This is a genomic window from Flavobacterium sp. DW-iso2, from assembly GCF_058725285.1.
Genome location: NZ_JBZXDY010000026.1, coordinates 40,906 through 61,694, shown reverse-complemented (window position 1 = coordinate 61,694; position 20,789 = coordinate 40,906). Strand labels below are relative to the sequence as shown.

Genomic DNA, 20,789 nt, shown 5'->3' with positions numbered 1-20,789 from the left:
GGGAATTTTCGTTTTTCCCCGACCCTAAAGGGAGCCGAAAATTGGGTGTGTGATTTTGCCTCGGGGACTAAAGGGAGTCATCTGATTTTTGGAGCGAGAATATTTTAGGGAATCATTTACTTTTCCCTAGCCATAAAGGGAGTTGAAAATTGGGTGCGCGATTTTGCCTCAACGCTAAACGCAACAAATAAAGAAGACAATCTATAAAATTAAAATAGAAATGAAAAAAATATTAATTACAGGAGGGGCTGGTTTTATTGGTTCGCATGTGGTAAGACGTTTTGTAAACAACTATCCGGAGTATCAAATATTCAACTTAGATGCCTTGACGTACGCAGGTAACTTAGAAAACATTACAGATATCGAAAATGCTCCAAATTATACTTTTGTAAAAGGAGATATCGTAGATGCGGATTTTATTGATGCACTTTTTGCAGAACACCAATTTGATGGGGTATTGCATTTAGCTGCCGAATCGCATGTGGATCGTTCTATTACTGATCCGTTGGCTTTCGTGAAAACGAATGTGATTGGGACTATGAATTTATTGAATGCTGCCAAAACGATTTGGAAGGATAATATGGAAGGGAAACGTTTCTACCATATTAGTACCGATGAGGTATATGGAAGTCTTGGTGCTGAAGGTTTGTTTACCGAAACTACAGCTTATGATCCTAATTCGCCTTATTCGGCTTCGAAAGCGAGCTCAGACCACTTTGTTCGTGCGTATGGTGAAACCTATGGTTTGCCTTATGTGCTGACTAATTGTTCTAATAATTACGGGCCTTTTCATTTTCCTGAAAAATTGATTCCGTTGTTTATTAATAACATCATTCAAAATAAACCTTTACCTGTTTATGGCGATGGGAAATATACTCGTGACTGGTTATTTGTAGAAGATCATGCGGTTGCCATTGATTTGGTTTTCCATGAAGGTGTTAATCATGATACGTATAATATTGGTGGTTTTAATGAATGGCAAAATATTGATTTAGTGAAATTACTATGTAAAATCATGGATGAGAAGTTAGGTCGTGAAGTAGGAACATCGGAACAATTGATTTCTTATGTTAAAGATCGTCCAGGTCATGATTTGCGTTATGCCATTGACGCCTCTAAGATTAATAAAGAACTAGGATGGACGCCTTCGGTTACTTTTGAAGAAGGATTGGAGAGAACTGTAACTTGGTATTTAGAGAATGAGAGTTGGTTGAATAATATTACTTCTGGGGAGTATGCGACATATTACGAGAAGCAGTACGCAAATTAACTCGAATTTAAAGCAATTATCCGAAGTTCATTAATGGATGCAACCAAGGAGGTTATATTCAACGTTAGAAATTAAGGGTTTGCTAATTTTCTTTTAGCTCACTGTACTTTTTTTGTTAGTGGTGTTCGCTGAATCTTCGATTTGCCTTGATGCAAAAGAAACAAAAGATCAAGCCTGAAAATTCAAAACTTAAAAACTACCTCAAAGTGCCGTTTCGCAGCCCGAGCCGTTCGCCTTTTAGGCTCAACTCGCGGACTGCTGCCACTTTACTTTGTCATTGTTTTTTGACGTTTTTAATTTAAGGGCGGGGTTAGGAGTGGTGAGATTTGAGTTTTCGGTTTCCGTCACTTCGAGCGTTTTTATAAAATTGTATCGAGAAGTATGAGGTGAAGAGATCCTTTGAAAAAATAAAAAAGCAATTGATTAAAACGAGCCTAAAAGCTTATTTTGTATCGTATGCTATGATGCTATTGTTTTGGAAATAAAATCGGTGTCTCATATTTCAAATACATTTTATGCACAATTGAAAAATTATTTAAAATGTACAAATATGGAATTGGGTATGTTGATTAATTTCGGCACGCCTTCATTAACTTATAAGAGAATAATCAATTTGAAGTAATTCGTTTTAAATTCGAAACATTCGTTTTAATCCGTAAAATTAACACAATTATGAAAGGAATTATATTGGCTGGAGGTTCTGGCACCCGTTTACACCCGTTAACGCTTGCGATGAGTAAGCAAATGATGCCGGTTTATGATAAGCCGATGATTTATTACCCATTGTCTACTTTGATGATGGCTGGGATTAATGAAATTTTGATTATTTCGACCCCACACGATTTACCTAATTTTAAAAAGTTATTGGGAGATGGTTCTACTATTGGATGTAAATTCAGTTATGCTGAGCAAGCGATTCCAAATGGTTTGGCGCAGGCTTTTGTAATAGGGGAAGAATTTATAGGAAATGATGACGTTGCCTTAGTTTTGGGAGATAACATCTTCTTTGGTTCTAATATGCAAGAATTACTTCGTTCGAATACAAAACCACAAGGAGGTGTTGTATTTGCTTACCATGTATCTGATCCAGAGCGTTATGGAGTAGTAGAATTTGATAAAGACCTGAAAGCACTTTCTATCGAAGAAAAGCCTTTGGAACCTAAATCGAATTATGCAGTGCCAGGGTTATATTTTTATGATAACTCCGTAGTTGAAATTGCGAAGAATATTAAACCAAGTCCTCGCGGTGAATATGAAATCACCGATGTAAACAAAGTGTATTTAGAGCAAGGAAAGCTGAAAGTAGGGATTTTGAGTAGAGGAACGGCTTGGCTAGATACAGGGACATTTAATAGTTTGATGCAAGCGGGACAGTTTGTTCAAGTTTTGGAAGAACGTCAAGGATTGAAAGTGGGTTGTATTGAAGAAATTGCTTGGAGACAAGGGTTTATCAGTAGCGAACAACTAAAAGAATTAGCTGATCCTTTGAAAAAATCAGGTTATGGAGAATATCTTTTAGGTTTATTGAAACACAAATAATAAGTGGTCAGTAATCATATGCAGTGTTCGGTGATCAGTCGTCAGAGATGAGTATTCTTTCTTATCCGGTAATGTCTGAATTGGAATCTGATTTTTATATTAAACGCTATTTTTTAATAGCCTAGATTGTTGTAAATAAATGATATATATAGCGTTATTTTTTTTATTGATTGGTATTGAGCTTATTTATTTCAAAATAGCTGATAAATACAATATAATTGATAAACCGAATAGTAGGTCCTCTCATACATCGATTACGTTGAGAGGCGGGGGGATTATTTTTCCAATTGCAATACTAATTGCTTTTTTTCTTGGTGATGTTTCTTGGGAGCTTACGTTAGCAGTAGTATTAGTCGGTTTAGTCAGTTTTATAGATGACATCAAACCTCTGTCGCAATTGCCTCGATTTGCATCACATGTTATTGCCGTCGGCTTAGTATTCTATAATTTGAATCTGTATTCAGAGGCTATATGGTTGCTTCCAATAGTCTTTGTCTTGCTGATTGGTTGGGTGAATGCTTTTAACTTTATGGATGGGATCAACGGAATAACGGTATTGTATGCGCTCACTGCGATTGTAACTTTTGCTTACTTGCCTTTAAATGAAGCAAGCTTACCAGTACTGATCACCATGGCATTGTCTTGTGTGGTTTTTGGATTATTTAATGTTCGGAAAAAAGCGAAGACTTTTGCTGGCGATGTGGGGAGTATTAGTATGGCGCTTTTCTTGGGCTATTTTATGATCAAGACAATTATAGATTCAGGACAATTAGGATATATTCTTTTCTTTTCTGTTTATGGTATCGATGCCATTATTACTATTATCAACAGGTTGTTAAAGAAAGAAAATATTTTTCAACCACATCGCTCTCATTTATATCAGTATTTAGCCAATGAAATGGGATATTCTCATGTTGCAGTTTCGATTTCTTACGCGATTCTTCAGTTAGGGATAAACATCATTATCATTTATGTGGATACAAAAGGAAGCTTGTCAGTGTACTTTGCAGGAGGATTTTTAGTGTTAATGGCTCTTGTTTATTTAGCTGTTCGGGTTTTTATTATTCGTCAGTTGAGTCTTAAAGAAAGTAGGGCTTAATTCTTTAGCTCGCTTAACTTTATATTTAAGCGGTATCGCTTTGCTTGTTGGTGTTTTTGTGGTTGTGGAGTTGGATTTTTTAATTTTTTTCCCCAACCCTAAAGGGAGAAATTAAAAAAGGGGAAACGAATGGGTACTTCACTTGCGATTGCATATTGTTTTTTGAATTACTATTTTACTTTTTTAGCTCATTACTTTTTTATTTTTAGCGGTACTCGCTGAATCTTTGATTTATCTTGATGAACCCTTCGTCTTCGCTCAGGGTGACGGTAACAAAAAATTATTCATGGGTTAATATTGGTTTTTTTGTATTCATGACCCGAGCCTGAAAGGCGAACGGATGAAATAATCTTCGATTTCACTGCCTGAAAATTAAAAACTTAAAAACTGTTTTTTACCTGACAGCCACTGGCTGTCCTCCTTTTAATTTCAAATGTTTTTTCGTTGTTTTTCGACGTTTTTAATTTAAGGGCGGGGCAGGAATCGATTCCGATCACGTTATTTTTTCCTCAACCAGTTTGCTTCATTCTTCGCAATGCCGAGGTGAAATTAAAAAAGGGAAAATTGGGTTTGCCTTGTGATTGTTTGGTTCTTCGTAATGCGAGGCGAATTAAATGATGAGTTTTAGAATAGTGGTTTTTTTAATTTTTTCCCCAACCCTAAAGGGAGAAATTAAAAAAGGGGAAACGAATGGGTACTTCACTTGCGATTGCATATTGTTTTTTGAATTACTATTTTACTTTTTTCCTTGATGAACCCTTCGTCTTCGCTCAGGGTGACGGTAACAAAAAAATCACTGCCTCACGATTTTTATCCCAGAAATCATCGGCCAAATTTATCTCACTTAACCTTTATTTTATTTGTGTTCGATGAACCTCACTTCATTTCGGTTTTCCCTATCGCAGCCCCAGCCGCTCGTCGTTCCTCCTCGACTCGGGGGCCACTCCCGCCGGCCAACGCAAAAATCCACGCCGTGATTTTAGAGATAAAATAGTAGGGCGGGACAGGAATTGATTCCGATCACATTATTTTTTCCTCAACCAGTTTGCTTCATTCTTCGCAATGACGAGGTGAAATTAAAAAAGGGAAAGGGACGAGTACTTCACTTGCGATTGCATATTGTTTTTTGAATTACTATTTTACTTTTTTCCTTGATGAAAAAAGTAACAAAAAAATCAAGCCTGAAAATTAAAAACTCAAAAACTACCTCAAAACACCGTTCCGCGCCCCGAGCCGTTCGCCTTTCAGGCTCAACTCGCGGAGCGCTGCCACTTTGTTTTTTCGTTGTTTTTCGACGTTTTTAATTTAAGGGCGGGGCAGGAATCGATTCCGATCACGTTATTTTTTCCTCAACCAGTTTGCTTCATTCTTCGCAATGACGAGGTGAAATTAAAAAAGGGAAAAGGGATTGTTTTTTAACGAGTTATCTTTCTTTAAAAAAATCACAGGGCTCCCTTTAGGGTTGGGGCTAAACCTCTGTTTTTTTTAATTTCCAGTAGAAGTTTATTAAGTGGAATGATAATTATATTTTACTTTTTTAGCTCATTACTTTTTTATTTTTAGCGGTACTCGCTGAATCTTTGATTTATCTTGATGAACCCTTCGTCTTCGCTCAGGGTGACGGTAACAAAAAATTATTTATGGGTTAATATTGTTTTTTTTGTATTCATGACCCGAGCCTGAAAGGCGAACAGATGAAATAATCTCCGATTTTACTGCCTGATCCCGATAGCTATCGGGATTTAATGATTAAAAATGTGTTCTTTATTTACCTGACAGCCAATGGCTATCTTCCTTTTAATTTCTGATATTTCTTGAGGGTTTAAATTTAAGGGCGGATTTAAAAGTGAAGTTTTGACTCTAAGGGGCATAAGATTATCGACATGACTTCATGGTAATTGTTATGAAATAAAAGAATAGTTATTGAAGCTTTAAAAGCATTGCACTCACAAAGTGCAAAATATATATTATTTTAGCCTAGGTTACACTCCATAAGTATTAATTTTTAAGTAATGGCTGAGAATAAAATTTGGCTTTCGACTCCCCACATGGGTGGCACTGAACAGAAGTATATTCAAGAGGCTTTTGATTCTAATTGGATTGCTCCAATAGGACTAAATTTGACTGTTTTTGAACAAAATTTAGAAAACTATTTGGGGTTGGGAAATGTTGCCGTTTTAAATTCGGGGACGGCGGCGATTCATTTGGGATTAATTCTTTTGGGGGTGGAGTCAGGGGATGAGGTGCTTTGTCAAAGCATGACCTTTTCGGCCTCTGCCAATCCAATTTTATATTTGGGGGCAGCGCCTGTTTTTATTGATAGCGAACCTGAAACTTGGAATTTGTGCCCCGTTGCACTTGAAGCAGCGATTGTAGATAGAATTGCTAAAGGCAAAATTCCAAAAGTGATAATAGCGGTCGATTTATATGGTACTCCTTATAAGATCGAGGCGATACGAGCGATTGCTGAACGCTATGGGATTCCTATTCTTGAAGATAGTGCAGAGGCATTGGGTAGTTGTTATAAAGGACAAAAATGCGGTACTTTTGGTGATATTAGTGTTTTATCTTTTAATGGAGGGAAGGTGATAACGACGTCGGGTGGAGGAGCGATTGTAGCTAATTCTGCAGTGTTAAAACAGAGGGCTATATTTTTAGCGACGCAAGCAAGAGAAGAGACACCGCATTTTGAGCATACCGAAATTGGATATAATTATCGAATGAGTAACATTTGTGCAGGAATTGGTCGAGGTCAAATGGAAGTTTTGGATGCTCATGTAATTTTAAGAAGGGAAATGCATGAATTTTATGTGGATGTATTCAAGGATATTGCGGGGGTAACGGTCTTTACCGTACCCAATGACCATTTCTTTTCAAATTATTGGTTAAGTACCGTTTTGATAGATCCTAAAAAGACACTTGGAATTACTAGGGAAGCAATGCGATTAGCGCTAGAGAAAGCAAATATAGAATCACGTCCGTTATGGAAGCCGATGCATTTGCAGCCTGTTTTTCGCGATTTTCCTTATTATGGTAACGCTATTGCTGAGACCCTTTTTGCCAATGGACTTTGTTTGCCATCTGGTTCTAATCTTACAGAAGAGGATCGAAGTAGGATAAAAGCGGTGGTTTTCAATTTGTTCAGCGCGTAAAAAGAGTGAATAGGCCTTTCTGCCGGTGGGCAAAGAAAAAGGAATAAAAAAATTTTATTTGAATGCAATTAGTAGTAATTTTGACATTGTCTAAATATATATATTTTGAGTAATCATACAAATCCCGATTCGACACCTATTCTCAAGAATTTTTTTTCTAGGGAGAATCTAAGGTTTAATATTCATAATCTAAGTTATCTGCCTAGATGGATTATCGTTATGATGGATTGCGCCGTTTTAATGGTGGCCTTTTTTTTTACCTATCTGCTGTTTAGAGGTACAGGACTAGATTATATTGTGACTACACATACGGCATTGTATCTTAGTTTTCTGTTTGGGGTTAATATATTCTTTTTTTGGTTGTTTAGAACTTATTCTGGAATTATAAGGCACTCTTCTTATATCGATGCTGTTAAGTTGTTGTTTTCACAAATGGCTGTTTTAATAATACTCTTGCTATTAAACTTTGCTTTTGAATTATTCTATGGGTATAAGGCCTTTTTAAATACCGCGCTTTTTATTAATATGGTTCTTTCTTTTTGTGGGCTGTTTATGTATCGTGTGATTGTAAAACAGACTTTCGAATATTATTTTTCAGAAAAAAGCGACATAAAATTATCGAGAACAATAATTTATGGAACAGATGCCAATGCGATATCAGTTGCTAATGCTTTAAAGTTAGAGTCTCCTCCTCGTTTTAAAATTGTGGCGTTTGTAGATAAGAATGATCAAAACTCATCTAAAAGGATGTTGGATTTACCTATTTTGATTTTAAAGAAGAAACTACCTACTCTCATGCGTTCCATTGGGGCTGAAGGCGTTATTATCGCCGATAAAAGTTTGTCAAAAGAAGAACGATTAGTCATTGTAGATCAATGCTTAGAGTTTAATTATAAGGTATACATTATTCCCTTGATTACGGACTGGGAAAATCAAAAGGAGATCTCGCAAAAAGTAAAAACGATACAAATTGAGGATCTTCTGGAAAGAAAGCCAATTGTTTTGGATAATAAATCCATTTCGAAACAATTAAAAGATAATACCATTTTAATTACAGGTGCAGCAGGTTCTATCGGTAGCGAAATTGTAAGGCAGGTATTGCTTTATAATCCTAAAAAGATTATTATCCTGGATCAAGCTGAAACGCCCTTGCATCATTTGAGATTAGAGACTGAAGTGTTGCCTACGAATTCCAAAATTAGGACGGTTGTAGGGGATATTAGAAATAGAGAAGCAATGGATAGGGTTTTTCGACTCTATAAACCCCAAGTAGTTTTCCATGCGGCAGCTTACAAGCATGTGCCTTTAATGGAAGAAAATCCTTCTCAAGCGATTCTTACCAATATTGGCGGGACTAAAAACCTTGCCGATTTATCCTGCCTGTACAAGGTTAGGAAATTTGTAATGATTTCTACAGACAAAGCCGTCAATCCTAGTAATGTAATGGGTGCAAGTAAGCGTATTTCAGAGAAATATGTGCAGTCTTTATCATTAAAAACGGAGCGAAAAGTAGGGGAAAAGACGACTAAATTTATTACTACCCGTTTTGGTAATGTTTTGGGTTCAAATGGGTCTGTAGTGCCGCTGTTTACTAAGCAAATTGCCGAAGGAGGACCGATTACGATTACACATCCTGATATTATAAGGTATTTCATGACTATTCCAGAAGCTTGCCAGCTGGTTCTTGAGGCGGGTGCGATGGGTAAAGGGGGTGAAATTTATATTTTTGATATGGGGAAACCGGTTAAAATTATTGATTTGGCGAGAAAGATGATTAAGTTGGCGGGATACGTGCCTGATAAAGAGATAAAAATCCAAATTGTCGGTTTAAGACCTGGGGAGAAGTTGTATGAAGAATTGCTTAATGATACCTCCAAGACGATTCTTACGCATCACGAAAAAATAATGATTGCAGAGGAAATTCAAGACGAATTTGAATCTTTGCATGCTGATATTGAATCTTTAATCGATAATGCAGATTTTTTAGGGAATGATGAAATTGTAATGAAAATGAAGAAGATCGTACCGGAATTTAAAAGTATGAATTCTACTTTTGAATTGTTGGATGTGAAATAGGAACTAATTAAGTTTGATTAAAAAAAGCTCACAAGGATTTATCTTTGTGAGCTTTTTTTGTTTAGGGCAGTTGATTTTTTGTGGTTCGTTTGAATTTGTTACTTCCGATAAGGAATGATAATTATATTTTTCTTTTGTCTTGATACAAAAGAAATACCGTTTGTTTATTCAATTCAGTATTCCGAAGGAATTCGGAATACTGTTTTCATATTACAACGGCATTGTACCGGAAGGTTTGTTAATACGATGTGCAACCCGATGGCACAACAAAAAATCAAGCCTGAAAATTAAAAAATTTAAAACTGTTTTTTACCTGACAGCCACTGGCTGTCCTCCTTTTAATTCAAATGTTTTATCGTTGTTTTTTTTCGTTTTTAATTTAAGGGCGGGGCAGGAATCGATTCCGATTTCGTTGTTTTTTGCTCCACAAGATTGCTTGATTCTTCGCAATGACTGGGAGAAGTTAAAAAGGGAAAGGGATGGGTATTTTTTAATTTTTTTTCCGCCGGATTGCTTCATTCTTCGCAATGACTGGGCGAAATTAAAAAAGGGAAAAGTGATTGTTTTTTAACGAGTTATCTTTCTTTAAAAAAATCAGAGGGCTCCCTTTAGGGTTGGGGCTAAACCTCTGTTTTTTTTAATTTCCAGTAGAAGTTTATTAAGTGGAATGATAATTATATTTTTCTTTTGTCTTGATACAAAAGAAACAAAAAATCAAGCCTGAAAATTAAAAACCCAAAAACTACCTCAAAACGCCGTTCCGCGCCCCGAGCCGTTCGCCTTTCAGGCTCAACTCGCGGAGCGCTGCCACTTTGTTTTTTCGTTGTTTTTTTTCGTTTTTAATTTAAGGGCGGCTCTAATACATACAATGCTATTCGAAGGGATATGCGGTTTGTTATGAGGGTGTTTTTTTTTTATTTTTTACCTGAACCAGATTGCTTCATTTTTTGCAATGACTGGGAGAAATTAATAATGGGAAAAGGGATGGGTATTTTGGGTATTTTTTAATTTTTTTTTCCAACCCTAAAGGGAGAAATTAAAAAAGGGAAAAGTGATTGTTTTTTAACGAGTTATCTTTCTTTAAAAAAATCAGAGGGCTCCCTTTAGGGTTGGGGCTAAACCTCTGTTTTTTTTAATTTCCAGAAGAAGTTTATTAAGTGGAATGATAATTATATTTTTCTTTTGTCTTGATACAAAAGAAATACCGTTTGTGTATTCAATTCAGTATTCCGAAGGAATTCGGAATACTGTTTTCATATTACAACGGCATTGTACCGCAAGGTTTGTTAATATGATCTGCAACCCGATGGCACAACAAAAAATCAAGCCTGAAAATTAAAAGCTTGAAAACTGCTTTTTACCTGACAGCCGCTGGCTGTCCTCCTTTTAATTTCAAATGTTTTTTCGTTGTTTTTTTTTCGTTTTTAATTTAAGGGCGGCTCTAATACATACGATGCTATTCGAAGGGATATGCGGTTTGTTATGAGGGTGTTTTTTTTTTATTTTTTACCTGAACCAGATTGCTTCATTTTTTGCAATGACTGGGAGAAATTAATAATGGGAAAAGGGATGGGTATTTTGGGTATTTTTTAATTTTTTTTTCCAAACCTAAAGGGAGAAATTAAAAAAGGCGGGACCTTATTTGGTTTTAAAAAATTGGTTGTTGGCTATGACTTCTTTTAAGGGTGTGACATCTTTTAGTGTTACTTTTTGTTCGAAAGCTGCAATATGATTGTCATGATGCACATCAGATCCTACGTAAGCGTACATTCCTTTTGCCAGTAACTGCTCTGCTACTTTAGCGATTTGAGCGCCGTAATAGCCTACAACCGATAATAAATTGAGCTGAAATAGGCAACCTGCTCTTTTTAGTTTGGCATATTCATTAAAATTGTTGTGGTAAAACAAGTACCGTTCTGGATGTGCTAATACTGGGATGTAACCTGCTAGCTGCAAGTCAAAGAGAATGGAGTACAACTGAATGGGCGCATTGATGTATGACATTTCGACCAAAACATAGTTGTCTTTAAGGGTCAATAGGTCATGGGATTCAAAAAGGCGCACGAACTGGTCGTCCATAAAGTATTCGGCGGCGGCGTGGAAAGGAATTTTGATATTGTTTTTCTCAAACTGCAGTATTGTTTCCGTTTTTTTGGAGACGATCCCTTCGCGGGTATTCTCCCAAACATGCTCCCTAATATGGGGTGTGGTAATGAAATGCGTCACTCCAAAACGTTGAAGTGCTTGGGTAAGTCGCAACGTATCCTCAAAAGTTCTGGCGCCGTCATCGATTCCCGGTAATAAATGAGAATGAATATCGACATGGCCTTCTGGGATGAGGTCTTTTAAAACTGGCTTATTTTTGGAAAAGAAAAACACTGCTTTATTTTTAAAAAATGATACTACAAAGGAACACTATTTTAGGAGTTAGTTCGTATAAAAATATGCATTAGCCCAGTTAATATGAAAAGTAAACAATAGCAATTATGTACTTGCCGATGGCTTCTTTTCTTGAGGTGGTGGTAATCGTTAGCTACTTTGCTGTTTTTGATAAAGGGTTTTCGAAAAGGGATGTAGCATTTTTAAGATTAAGAATTCTAGTGTAATAAGGTAGTAGCATGGAATTCTTTTTCTTCATCGAATTACATGGTTTTCGTAAATAATTTTAATTCTAAGTTTCTATGTGTTAAAATCAAAATTTGGAGACTAGTAATCAAAAATTAAGCACAATATTTGGGGCAAAAGGTTATATTTGTGCCCTATCAATACCACGAAGGGTTAGAATTTTGGAATTCAAAGATTTAACCTGGGAATAGCCGCTTAGCATCCATACATGAATTACCAAGAAAAAACAGATACCGATTGGTTGTTTGAGATAACACCCAAAAACAAGTTCTTCTCCCTCAATCTCAATGAAGTTTGGCAATACCGGGATTTGCTACTGCTTTTTGTGAAAAGAGATGTGGTGACTGTTTACAAGCAAACCGTTTTAGGACCACTTTGGTATTTGATTCAACCTTTATTCACCTCGATTACCTTTACGATCATATTTAATAATCTGGCCGGTATCAGTACCGGAACCGTGCCTCCTTTTTTGTTTAATTTGGCAGGAATAACGGTTTGGAATTACTTTACGGCTTGCCTTACGGGAACGTCCAATACTTTTGGTGCGAATGCTGGAATTTTTGGTAAGGTGTATTTCCCTAGGTTGATCGTGCCTATTTCAATCGTGATTTCTAATTTGATTAAATTTGGAATCCAGTTCCTCATTTTCATCGTTTTTTACATTTATTATTACAGTCAAGGCGCTTTAGTTAGTTTGAACGCCGCTGCAGCATTCTTCCCTTTGCTTATTGTCTTGATGGGCGTTTTAGGATTGGGATTGGGGATGATTATTTCGTCTTTGGTAACCAAATACAGGGATTTTAGTTATCTAATTGGTTTTGGCGTGCAACTGCTGATGTATTTATCGGCGGTGATGTATCCTATGGCTTTGATAAAGGAAAAAATTCCGAGTTATGGCTGGCTGGTTCAATATAATCCACTAGCTTACGTCATAGAAACTGCGCGCTATATGTTATTGAATGTGGGGCAAATTTCGGTTTTTGGGTTGCTGTATACATTTGCTGTAACGGTGATTGTATTTTTAGTAGGGGTGTTGATTTTTAATAAAACGGAGAAAAGTTTTATCGATACCGTTTAAATTCCTCCCCCCGGCCCCCTCCGAAGGAAGGGGAGTCGATGCGAAGTCTTTGTCCTGTTAGAGAGTACTAGCGAATAAAAAAATAAAGTAGCAGCTGTTGTCATTAAATTGTGACTCAGAATGCGGAGCCGTGGACGGGCGTTAGGTAATTCATGGTTTGTTATGTATATAATTAACAGTAATTATTCCCGAACTTTTAGTGGCGTAATTTAGAGCAACAAATGAAAAATAAAGATATAATTCTAAAAGCCGAAAACATCTCAAAACAATACCGCTTAGGACAAGTAGGTACAGGTACGCTGAGTCATGACTTGAACCGTTGGTGGCATCAAGTGCGGGGCAAAGAAAATCCTTATTTAAAAATTGGAGATACTAATGACCGTTCTACTAAGGGATCTAGCGACTATGTATGGGCATTACAAGATATTAATTTTGAGGTAGAACGTGGAGAGGTCTTAGGTATCATTGGTAAAAACGGGGCGGGGAAATCGACTTTGCTCAAAATCCTATCCCGCGTTACGGCACCTACTACAGGAAGCATCAAGTTTGGAGGTCGTGTAGCCTCTTTGCTAGAAGTAGGAACGGGTTTTAATGGCGAAATGACAGGCAGAGAAAACATCTACCTAAACGGCGCTATTTTGGGTATGACCAAAAAAGAAATTGCTTCAAAAATTGATGAAATCATTGATTTTTCGGGTTGTGAGCGGTACATTGATACTCCTGTAAAGCGTTATAGCTCCGGTATGACGGTGCGTTTGGCTTTTGCCGTGGCAGCTTTTCTAGAGCCTGAAATATTGGTAATCGATGAGGTTTTGGCAGTAGGTGATGCCGAGTTCCAGAAAAAAGCGATTGGCAAAATGCAGGATATATCTCGTGAAGGAGGGAGAACGGTGTTGTTTGTGAGTCATAATATGGCGGCAGTGAAGAGTTTGTGTACGAGAGGGATTGTTTTGGAGCATGGGAAGGTTGTTTTTGAAGGAGGTATTCAGGATTCTATATCAAGATATTATAATTCAAATTTTAACGTTGATGAAAATGAATTTTTAGGCATTTATAATTTACAAAACCATAGAGATAAAAAGTCTAAATTTGGAATACAACAAGCAGAATTGTTTTGCAACGGGCAATTGACTGACACAATATACACTGGATCAACATTTTTATTAAAATTATATTTTGAGACTAACAGAGACTTTTTTGAGGGAGAAGTTGGACTAGTTATAAAAGATTCTGACCAAGTTTCATATATAGGGATTAATAATAAACATTTAGGAAACAGCATTACTGTGAAGGAGGGAAATGGAGAAGCTGAAATAGTTATTGAAGAATTTCCAATATTCGACAATGGTGATTATTGGATAAATCTTTATATAGGTGATCAAGGGCCAGGATATGAATGTTTAGAAAATGCTATAAAATTCAAAATTATTGGAGAAGATGTTTTTGGATCTGGAAGATCATTAGATAAAGTTTGGAATAAAATTTTTCACAATAAAATACAGATTAAAATAAAATGAGATACGTATTAAATTATTGTATTTTACAAGCTTTAAAAGTGCTAAATAAATATGGTAGAGGATATAATTTGAAAAAAAAAATTGACTCTAGTGAGAGAATTTTAGAGAGAAATTTTAAAAAGGGTGCGAATTTTAGTTTCGTGCAAGTTGGTGCAAATGATGGAATTAGTTTTGATTTTTTATATGATTTTGTAACTAAAAGAAAAGCATCTGGAATAGTTATAGAGCCTATAAATGATTATTTTGATGAGTTAACTATTAATTATAAAGATTATCCAAAAATTATTAAAGTTAACAAAGCGGTACATCCTACTGAAAAAGAAATTGTTATATATAAAATTGACCCTGTAGCAGTTAAAAACTATCCAGATTGGGTGAAAGGTATTGCCTCATTTGATCCTGACCATCATGTTAAACTTGAAATTAATTCAGACGATATTATTGAAGAAAATGTTGCAGCAGATACTTTGATGAATATAGTAAATGAAAAATACAAGAGTAAGAAAGTTGATTATCTACAAGTAGATACAGAGGGGTTTGATTATCAAGTTTTAACCATGATCGATTTTGCGAAATTTAAACCTAAAATACTAAAATATGAATCTGTAAACCTATCCAAAGAAGATCAACATAATTCTCGTTTATTATTGCAAAAGAGCGGATATTATTTGTTTAATGAATTCGGTGACACCATAGGTTTACGTTTAGATAAAATAAAGATCTTGTAATGATTCCAAAAGTTATTCACTACTGTTGGTTTGGAGGTAAAAAAAAACCAAAATTAATTCGTGATTGTATCAAATCTTGGAGAACACATTTACAGGATTACGAGATTGTAGAATGGAACGAAAAAAACTGTGATTTGACGCACCCTTTTGTCCAATCCGCTTATCAACTGAAAAAGTGGGCCTTTGTAGCAGATTACATTAGATTGAAAATCTTGTATGAAAAAGGCGGTGTGTATCTTGATACTGATATGTTAATCTTAAAACCATTGGATAGTTTTTTATCTAATAAAACTTTTCTAGGAGCAGAATGTTTAGAATTCATTAATTGTGCCATTGTAGGAACAGTAAGTAAAAGTGTGTTTATTTACAATTGTTTACAACAATATGAAAATATAAATATTACAGTTGATTTTAATTGGGGATTAATTTCAATTCCACGAATTATTACAACTGTTTTTAGGCATAATTATGCGTTTAACCATCCGTTTGATAAAATTATTCAAGAAAAAGATATTGTAATTTATCCTATAAATTATTTTTATGCTTTGCCTTACGAAAAAAAGTTTGATGTATCAAATTATAAAAAATACATTCAAAAGGAAAGTTTTGCTGTCCATTTATGGACTAGTTCATGGCTAGACCATAATGAGTTTCATTATTTAAAGAATGGAAACTATCGTTTAGGTTTGAAAAAAATACTAATAAATATTTTAGTCAAAAAGAATAGTAACTATCAGTATTTAAGAGATGTTATTTATGCTGTTAAACAATCTTTTTCTAAGTAATTTCTATGTCAACATTAATTTCAATAATTATACCTTGTTACAATCAAGCACAATACCTTGATGAAACTTTGCAATCGGTATCGGATCAAACGTATTCTAATTGGGAATGTATTATTGTAAATGATGGTAGTCCTGATATTACTGACGAAGTTGCTAAAGTGTGGTTAGATAAAGATATTCGGTTTAAATACATTTACAAAGAAAACGGGGGGCTGAGTAGCGCCAGGAATTCAGGTTTAGAAATTGCTAAGGGTGATTATATTCAGTTTTTAGATGCCGATGATTATTTAAATTCATGTAAACTTGAACTATCGTTAAGTACTATTCAATTAGATATTGAGAATAATATTATAATTTCAAACTTCAGAATGTTTGATAATGATCCTACTCAATCTTCAATACCTTATTGTAATTTATCTGCTGATTTGTTTTGTTTTGATAAACTATTGTACGATTGGGAAAATGGCTTCACAATACCTATACATTGCGGTTTGTTTGACGTTTCATTGTTTCGAGATTTTCGGTTTCCAGAGGAGTTAAAAGCAAAGGAAGATTGGATAATGTGGATATCCATTTATAAAAATAATTGTAACACTTTTTTTATAGATAAACCTTTGGCGCTCTATAGAAGGAACCCCAATAGTATGACGCAATCTGTGGATATGCTAGATGACTTTATTAGAGCGTATAAGTATCTAAAACCTTATTTGTCAGCTGAGGAGTATCAAAAGCTCACAATAGTTTTGCTATCTAGGTATTATAAATCAGCAGGCTATTTTAAGTACCGTCTCAATCAAGTAGAGGCAACCAATACTTACAGGTTGGGATTTTTGTTAAAAAAAACAGTACTTAAACTACGAATCTTAAAACCTTGTAAATACTTTTTTGAAAAGTTAATCAAATAAAATTTTCCTTTTGTTAGCCATTGTAATCCCTTATTATAAAATCCGTTTTTTTGAAGCTACCCTACAATCTTTGGCACTTCAAACCGATAAACGATTTAAAGTATATATAGGTAATGATGCTAGTAACGATGATCCAACTGCACTTTTAGAAAAGTATCAAAATCAATTTGATTTTGAGTACCATTATTACGATACTAATTTAGGATCTCTCTCCTTAACACAACAGTGGGAACGTTGTTTAACACAAGTTCAAGAAGAAGAATGGGTGATGCTTTTGGGCGATGACGATGTGCTTGATTTCAATTGCGTAGCTTGTTTTTATGGAAATATAGATAAAATTATAAAAAATGAGATCAATGTAATTCGGTTTGCAACTGTGGTTATTGATCAAAATGATTTGTCTTTATCGGGAATTTATAAGCATCCAGAATTGGAGCGATCCACTGATTTTTTGATGCGAAAATTTAAAGGAGGAACACGTAGTTCCCTGAGTGAATTTATTTTCAAAACCTCGGTCTTAAAAGAAGTACAGTTCAAAAATTTCCCGCTTGCCTGGTATTCGGATACCTTATCAGTATTGGAGGTTTCTAATTTTGGATTGCTTTTCACTATTAACGAAGCAGTCGTTTATTTTAGATTAAGCGGTGATAATATCACTTCTAGAAATGATAATTTGGGTTTAAAGAACGTGGCTACTTTTGAGTTTTATTATTATTTGTTAAAAGTAAAAAATTCTTTTTTCAATGATAAAGAGATTAGTATTTTAAAATTCAATCTTGAGAAAACATTTTTAGATAATAAAAAAAATATTCGTTTTTGGAGGTTATTCACAAGGCTATATTGGAAAAAAAAATACATCAAAGACTATCTAGCGTTTTTAGTAAAGGCAACAACTATAGTAATACAAAAAGTAAGTAAATGAAAATTTTAGTAATATTACAAGATCTAAGGGTTTCAGGCACTAGCGAAGGGATAGTTTCACGTTCTTTTATTAGTAAGTTGCAACGATTGTATCCCAATGCAGTAATCGATATTCATTATTTTATGACCTATGTGCATGATTACAATAAAGAATTACTTTCAGTAAATAGTGTCACTGAGCATTATATTAAAAGAAAACCTGCGTTCTTGTTAAAAATATCAAATGCCATATATAGAAGGGTTTTTACAAAATCGTTATATAGATCTTTCATAATAAGGCAATATAGGAGTCCAATTTCTAATATCGACAGCAGTCGATATGATTTTGTTTTTGTTAGAAGTTCAGGATTAGAATTTGAAACGATTTTGAGTCTTAAAGGTTTACCAATATTGGGTAAAGCAATTGTTAATTTTCATGATCCCTATCCGCTTTTCTTTGATACAAGTGGTTCCGGCACTTTAAGTAAAAGAGATCTTCTAGACTTTAAAGAAATGTGTCAAATAGTTCAAGGTTCATATCGTTGTATAACACCTTCTTATCTGCTTTCTAGAGATTTACAGCTGATTTATGGCAATCACAAAAAGTTCTACACATTACCGCACCAGTACGATGAAGTAGTTTTCGATTTGTCAAGTTCTGTTCAGGTTCGAAAAAAACAAAAGCCGATTAGTATTTCCTATCACGGAGGGTTGCAATTCGGTCGTAATATTGATATTTTGATTGATGCTTATATTGAGTTGATTAAAAAAGATAAATTGATTTTAGAACAGTCAGAATTAGTTCTTCGTTTGAAAAGTTCTGAAAATAACAGATTAAAAGAAAAATACAAAGAGTTTAAAACTATCCATATTTTAGACGGAATTGATTTTTCAAATTCAGCAAACGAACAAAGGAAAGAGGCTGATATTATTGTCCTAATCGAAAGTTCACTGGATTATAGTAATATCTTATTAGGAAAAGCACCATTTGTAGCATCGCTTTCTAAACCCGTTTTAGCCTTGTTGCCCAAAGTTTGTGAATTGCGTGCTATTATAAAAGCGGATAGTTATATAAGTAGGAGTAATGATCAAAATGATATTCAAATTAAACTCGAAGACCTGATTATGAAAACTTTAGATAAAAAGAGATCATTTGAGCCTTTTGGTGATTATTTTAGTGATGAAAATTTTAAATTAACGCTTGAAAATGTAATCAAGTGTTAGCAATAATTATCCCTTATTACAAGATTGATTTTTTTGAAGCTACATTATCGTCTTTGGCAAATCAAACCGATATGAGATTTACCGTATATGTTGGAAATGATAACAGCTCTAAAGATCCTTGTCTATTATTAGAGAAATATGAAAACGAATTTAACTTTGTTTACCAAAAATATGATAATAACCTAGGATCTATCTCATTAGTGAAACAATGGGAAAGGTGTATTACATTAGCTAGGGATGAAAAATGGATAATGATTTTAGGGGATGATGACGTTTTAGGAAAAAATGTCATTGAAAAGTTCTATGATCATTTAAGTGAATTTGAAAATGAGTGTAATGTAATTCGATTTTCAACGGTTAAAATAAATGATATTGGAAATGCTATTTCTGATCAATATTTTAATCCAATTGAGGAATTAGCGATTGATTTTCTTTTTAGAGAGACAAGGAGTTCACTAAGTGAGTATATATTTAGAAAGGAACAATTATTAAAAATAGGATTTAAAAATTTTCCATTGGCATGGCAGTCTGATGTTTTAGCTATTTTAGAATTATCTAATTTTAAGCAAATTTATTCCATAAATGAAGCTATTGTTCAAATTAGAATTTCCAATGAAAGTATTTCAGGAAGTACAGATAACCAGAATAAAAAACTACAAGCTACATTTCAATTTTATTACTACTTGTTAGTTTGTAAAAATAATTTATTTACGGCTAGTCAAAAACAAATTTTATTAGATAAGCTGAGAAATAGTTATTTTCACAGAAAAAAAAGTACAATCAATTTCTTGAGAATTTCATACTTGCATATCATTTTTTTTTCTTTAAAAGAATATGGTAATTTTTTAAAATTATTTTGGTTTAAAATTATAAAATAAATGCGCGTAGGATCAAACCCACATAAGGATATGACGATAGAGACAACTGAATATTTGCATCAGGTTGTTATTCCTATTTATATACCCAATCAAGAAGGGTATTTTAAAGATAGTTTCGCTATTTTAAAGTTGTGCTTGCAATCGTTATTTGCCACTGTGCATTCAAAAACGTTTATTACTGTTGTAAACAATGGTAGTTGTAGCGTTGTAGCAAATTATTTAAAAGATTTATATCAATCCAATCAAATTCAGGAATTTATTGATACCGAGAATATAGGTAAGTTAAATGCAGTTTTAAAAGGTATTGTAGGGAATGATATTGCACTGGTCACAATCTCCGATGCCGATGTACTTTTTTCACACAACTGGCAAATGGAAACTGCGAAAATTTTTGCTAAAGTTCCTAAAGCTGGTGTAGTAGGGATTGTACCTCAATTTAAAATGTATGAGAGCAATTGCGGTAATGTATTATTTGATAATTTATTCAATGCTAAAATTCGTTTTACCGCTGTAAAAAATAAGGCAGCACTAATTCGCTTTTACGATAGTTTAGGATGGGATCGAAAATACAATCAGGATTATTTAGAGTGTAATTTAGCATTGAAAATTGATAATGAATATACTGCTTTAATTGGCTCAGGTCATTTTGTGGCTACTTATAAAAAAGATATTTTTGAAACTGTAGTAAGTTATATTGGTTTTAAAATGGGTGGTGATAGCGAAGGATATTTAGATCGTTTGCCATTGGATAAAGATTGTTGGCGTTTAACAACTCAAGATAATTATGCCTTTCATATGGGTAATGTTTTGGAAGATTGGATGGTAATAAATCATGATTCTTTTATTGAAACACCAATAATACCTAATAATTTTCAAAAGCAGAAAAAGATCAATTCGCTCTCTTATTTAATTAAAAATAGATTGTTTGTCAAATTTATTTCGGTAAAATGGATGATGAAACTATTTTTAAAATGGAAGAAATTACCAAACGTGATGATTGATAGGTATTGAGT

General features: G+C 34.2%; 16 protein-coding genes. 15 read left to right on the top strand and 1 reads right to left on the bottom strand.

Annotated elements, in window-relative coordinates:
• Positions 1–220: 220 nt before the first annotated feature.
• The 6 genes from rfbB (at position 221) to AC4PRO_RS15220 (ending at position 9,136) form a co-directional block, all read left to right on the top strand.
• Positions 221–1,270, top strand: a complete 1,050-nt coding sequence (gene rfbB / locus AC4PRO_RS15245) for a dTDP-glucose 4,6-dehydratase (RefSeq protein ID WP_492117960.1) — start codon at positions 221–223, stop codon at positions 1,268–1,270.
• Between the two features lie 451 nt (positions 1,271–1,721).
• Positions 1,722–1,892, top strand: coding sequence for a GxxExxY protein (locus AC4PRO_RS15240; protein ID WP_492117962.1), 171 nt, complete (start codon positions 1,722–1,724; stop codon positions 1,890–1,892).
• 50 nt (positions 1,893–1,942) lie between these two features.
• Positions 1,943–2,809, top strand: coding sequence for a glucose-1-phosphate thymidylyltransferase RfbA (gene rfbA / locus AC4PRO_RS15235; RefSeq protein WP_074724537.1), 867 nt, complete (start codon positions 1,943–1,945; stop codon positions 2,807–2,809).
• 139 nt (positions 2,810–2,948) lie between these two features.
• Positions 2,949–3,908 carry an MraY family glycosyltransferase gene (locus tag AC4PRO_RS15230; RefSeq protein ID WP_492117959.1) on the top strand — a complete coding sequence of 320 codons (960 nt, stop codon included), beginning with the start codon at positions 2,949–2,951 and terminating at the stop codon, positions 3,906–3,908.
• Positions 3,909–5,920: 2,012 nt separating this feature from the next.
• A complete protein-coding gene (locus tag AC4PRO_RS15225; protein ID WP_492117958.1) occupies positions 5,921–7,060 on the top strand; it encodes a DegT/DnrJ/EryC1/StrS family aminotransferase in 1,140 nt (379 codons plus the stop codon).
• A 105-nt stretch (positions 7,061–7,165) separates the two neighbouring features.
• On the top strand, positions 7,166–9,136 hold the full coding sequence (locus AC4PRO_RS15220) for a polysaccharide biosynthesis protein (RefSeq protein WP_492117957.1): 1,971 nt from the start codon (positions 7,166–7,168) through the stop codon (positions 9,134–9,136).
• Between the two features lie 1,638 nt (positions 9,137–10,774).
• On the opposite strand, the gene AC4PRO_RS15215 is transcribed toward AC4PRO_RS15220, so the two are convergent.
• On the bottom strand, positions 10,775–11,515 hold the full coding sequence (locus AC4PRO_RS15215) for a tyrosine-protein phosphatase (protein WP_492117956.1): 741 nt from the start codon (positions 11,513–11,515) through the stop codon (positions 10,775–10,777).
• A gap of 454 nt (positions 11,516–11,969) precedes the next feature.
• Between AC4PRO_RS15215 and AC4PRO_RS15210 the strand changes: the two genes are divergently transcribed.
• The 9 genes from AC4PRO_RS15210 (at position 11,970) to AC4PRO_RS15170 (ending at position 20,787) form a co-directional block, all read left to right on the top strand.
• Positions 11,970–12,839, top strand: coding sequence for an ABC transporter permease (locus tag AC4PRO_RS15210; RefSeq protein ID WP_074724532.1), 870 nt, complete (start codon positions 11,970–11,972; stop codon positions 12,837–12,839).
• Between the two features lie 221 nt (positions 12,840–13,060).
• Positions 13,061–14,356, top strand: coding sequence for an ABC transporter ATP-binding protein (locus tag AC4PRO_RS15205; protein WP_492117955.1), 1,296 nt, complete (start codon positions 13,061–13,063; stop codon positions 14,354–14,356).
• Positions 14,353–15,084 carry an FkbM family methyltransferase gene (locus tag AC4PRO_RS15200; RefSeq protein WP_492117954.1) on the top strand — a complete coding sequence of 244 codons (732 nt, stop codon included), beginning with the start codon at positions 14,353–14,355 and terminating at the stop codon, positions 15,082–15,084. The genes AC4PRO_RS15205 and AC4PRO_RS15200 overlap by 4 nt, the downstream gene beginning before the upstream one ends.
• On the top strand, positions 15,084–15,869 hold the full coding sequence (locus AC4PRO_RS15195) for a glycosyltransferase family 32 protein (protein ID WP_492117953.1): 786 nt from the start codon (positions 15,084–15,086) through the stop codon (positions 15,867–15,869). The genes AC4PRO_RS15200 and AC4PRO_RS15195 overlap by 1 nt, the downstream gene beginning before the upstream one ends.
• A 5-nt stretch (positions 15,870–15,874) precedes the next feature.
• A complete protein-coding gene (locus AC4PRO_RS15190) occupies positions 15,875–16,774 on the top strand; it encodes a glycosyltransferase family 2 protein (protein WP_492117952.1) in 900 nt (299 codons plus the stop codon).
• Positions 16,775–16,784: 10 nt separating this feature from the next.
• Complete coding sequence (locus AC4PRO_RS15185; RefSeq protein ID WP_492117951.1) at positions 16,785–17,696, top strand: glycosyltransferase; 912 nt, start codon at positions 16,785–16,787, stop codon at positions 17,694–17,696.
• Positions 17,693–18,898, top strand: a complete 1,206-nt coding sequence (locus AC4PRO_RS15180) for a glycosyltransferase family protein (RefSeq protein WP_492117950.1) — start codon at positions 17,693–17,695, stop codon at positions 18,896–18,898. Before AC4PRO_RS15185 ends, AC4PRO_RS15180 begins: the two co-directional genes overlap by 4 nt.
• A complete protein-coding gene (locus tag AC4PRO_RS15175) occupies positions 18,892–19,776 on the top strand; it encodes a glycosyltransferase family 2 protein (protein WP_492117949.1) in 885 nt (294 codons plus the stop codon). The genes AC4PRO_RS15180 and AC4PRO_RS15175 overlap by 7 nt, the downstream gene beginning before the upstream one ends.
• Positions 19,777–20,787 carry a glycosyltransferase family A protein gene (locus AC4PRO_RS15170; RefSeq protein ID WP_492117948.1) on the top strand — a complete coding sequence of 337 codons (1,011 nt, stop codon included), beginning with the start codon at positions 19,777–19,779 and terminating at the stop codon, positions 20,785–20,787.
• The last annotated feature ends 2 nt before the right edge of the window (positions 20,788–20,789 follow it).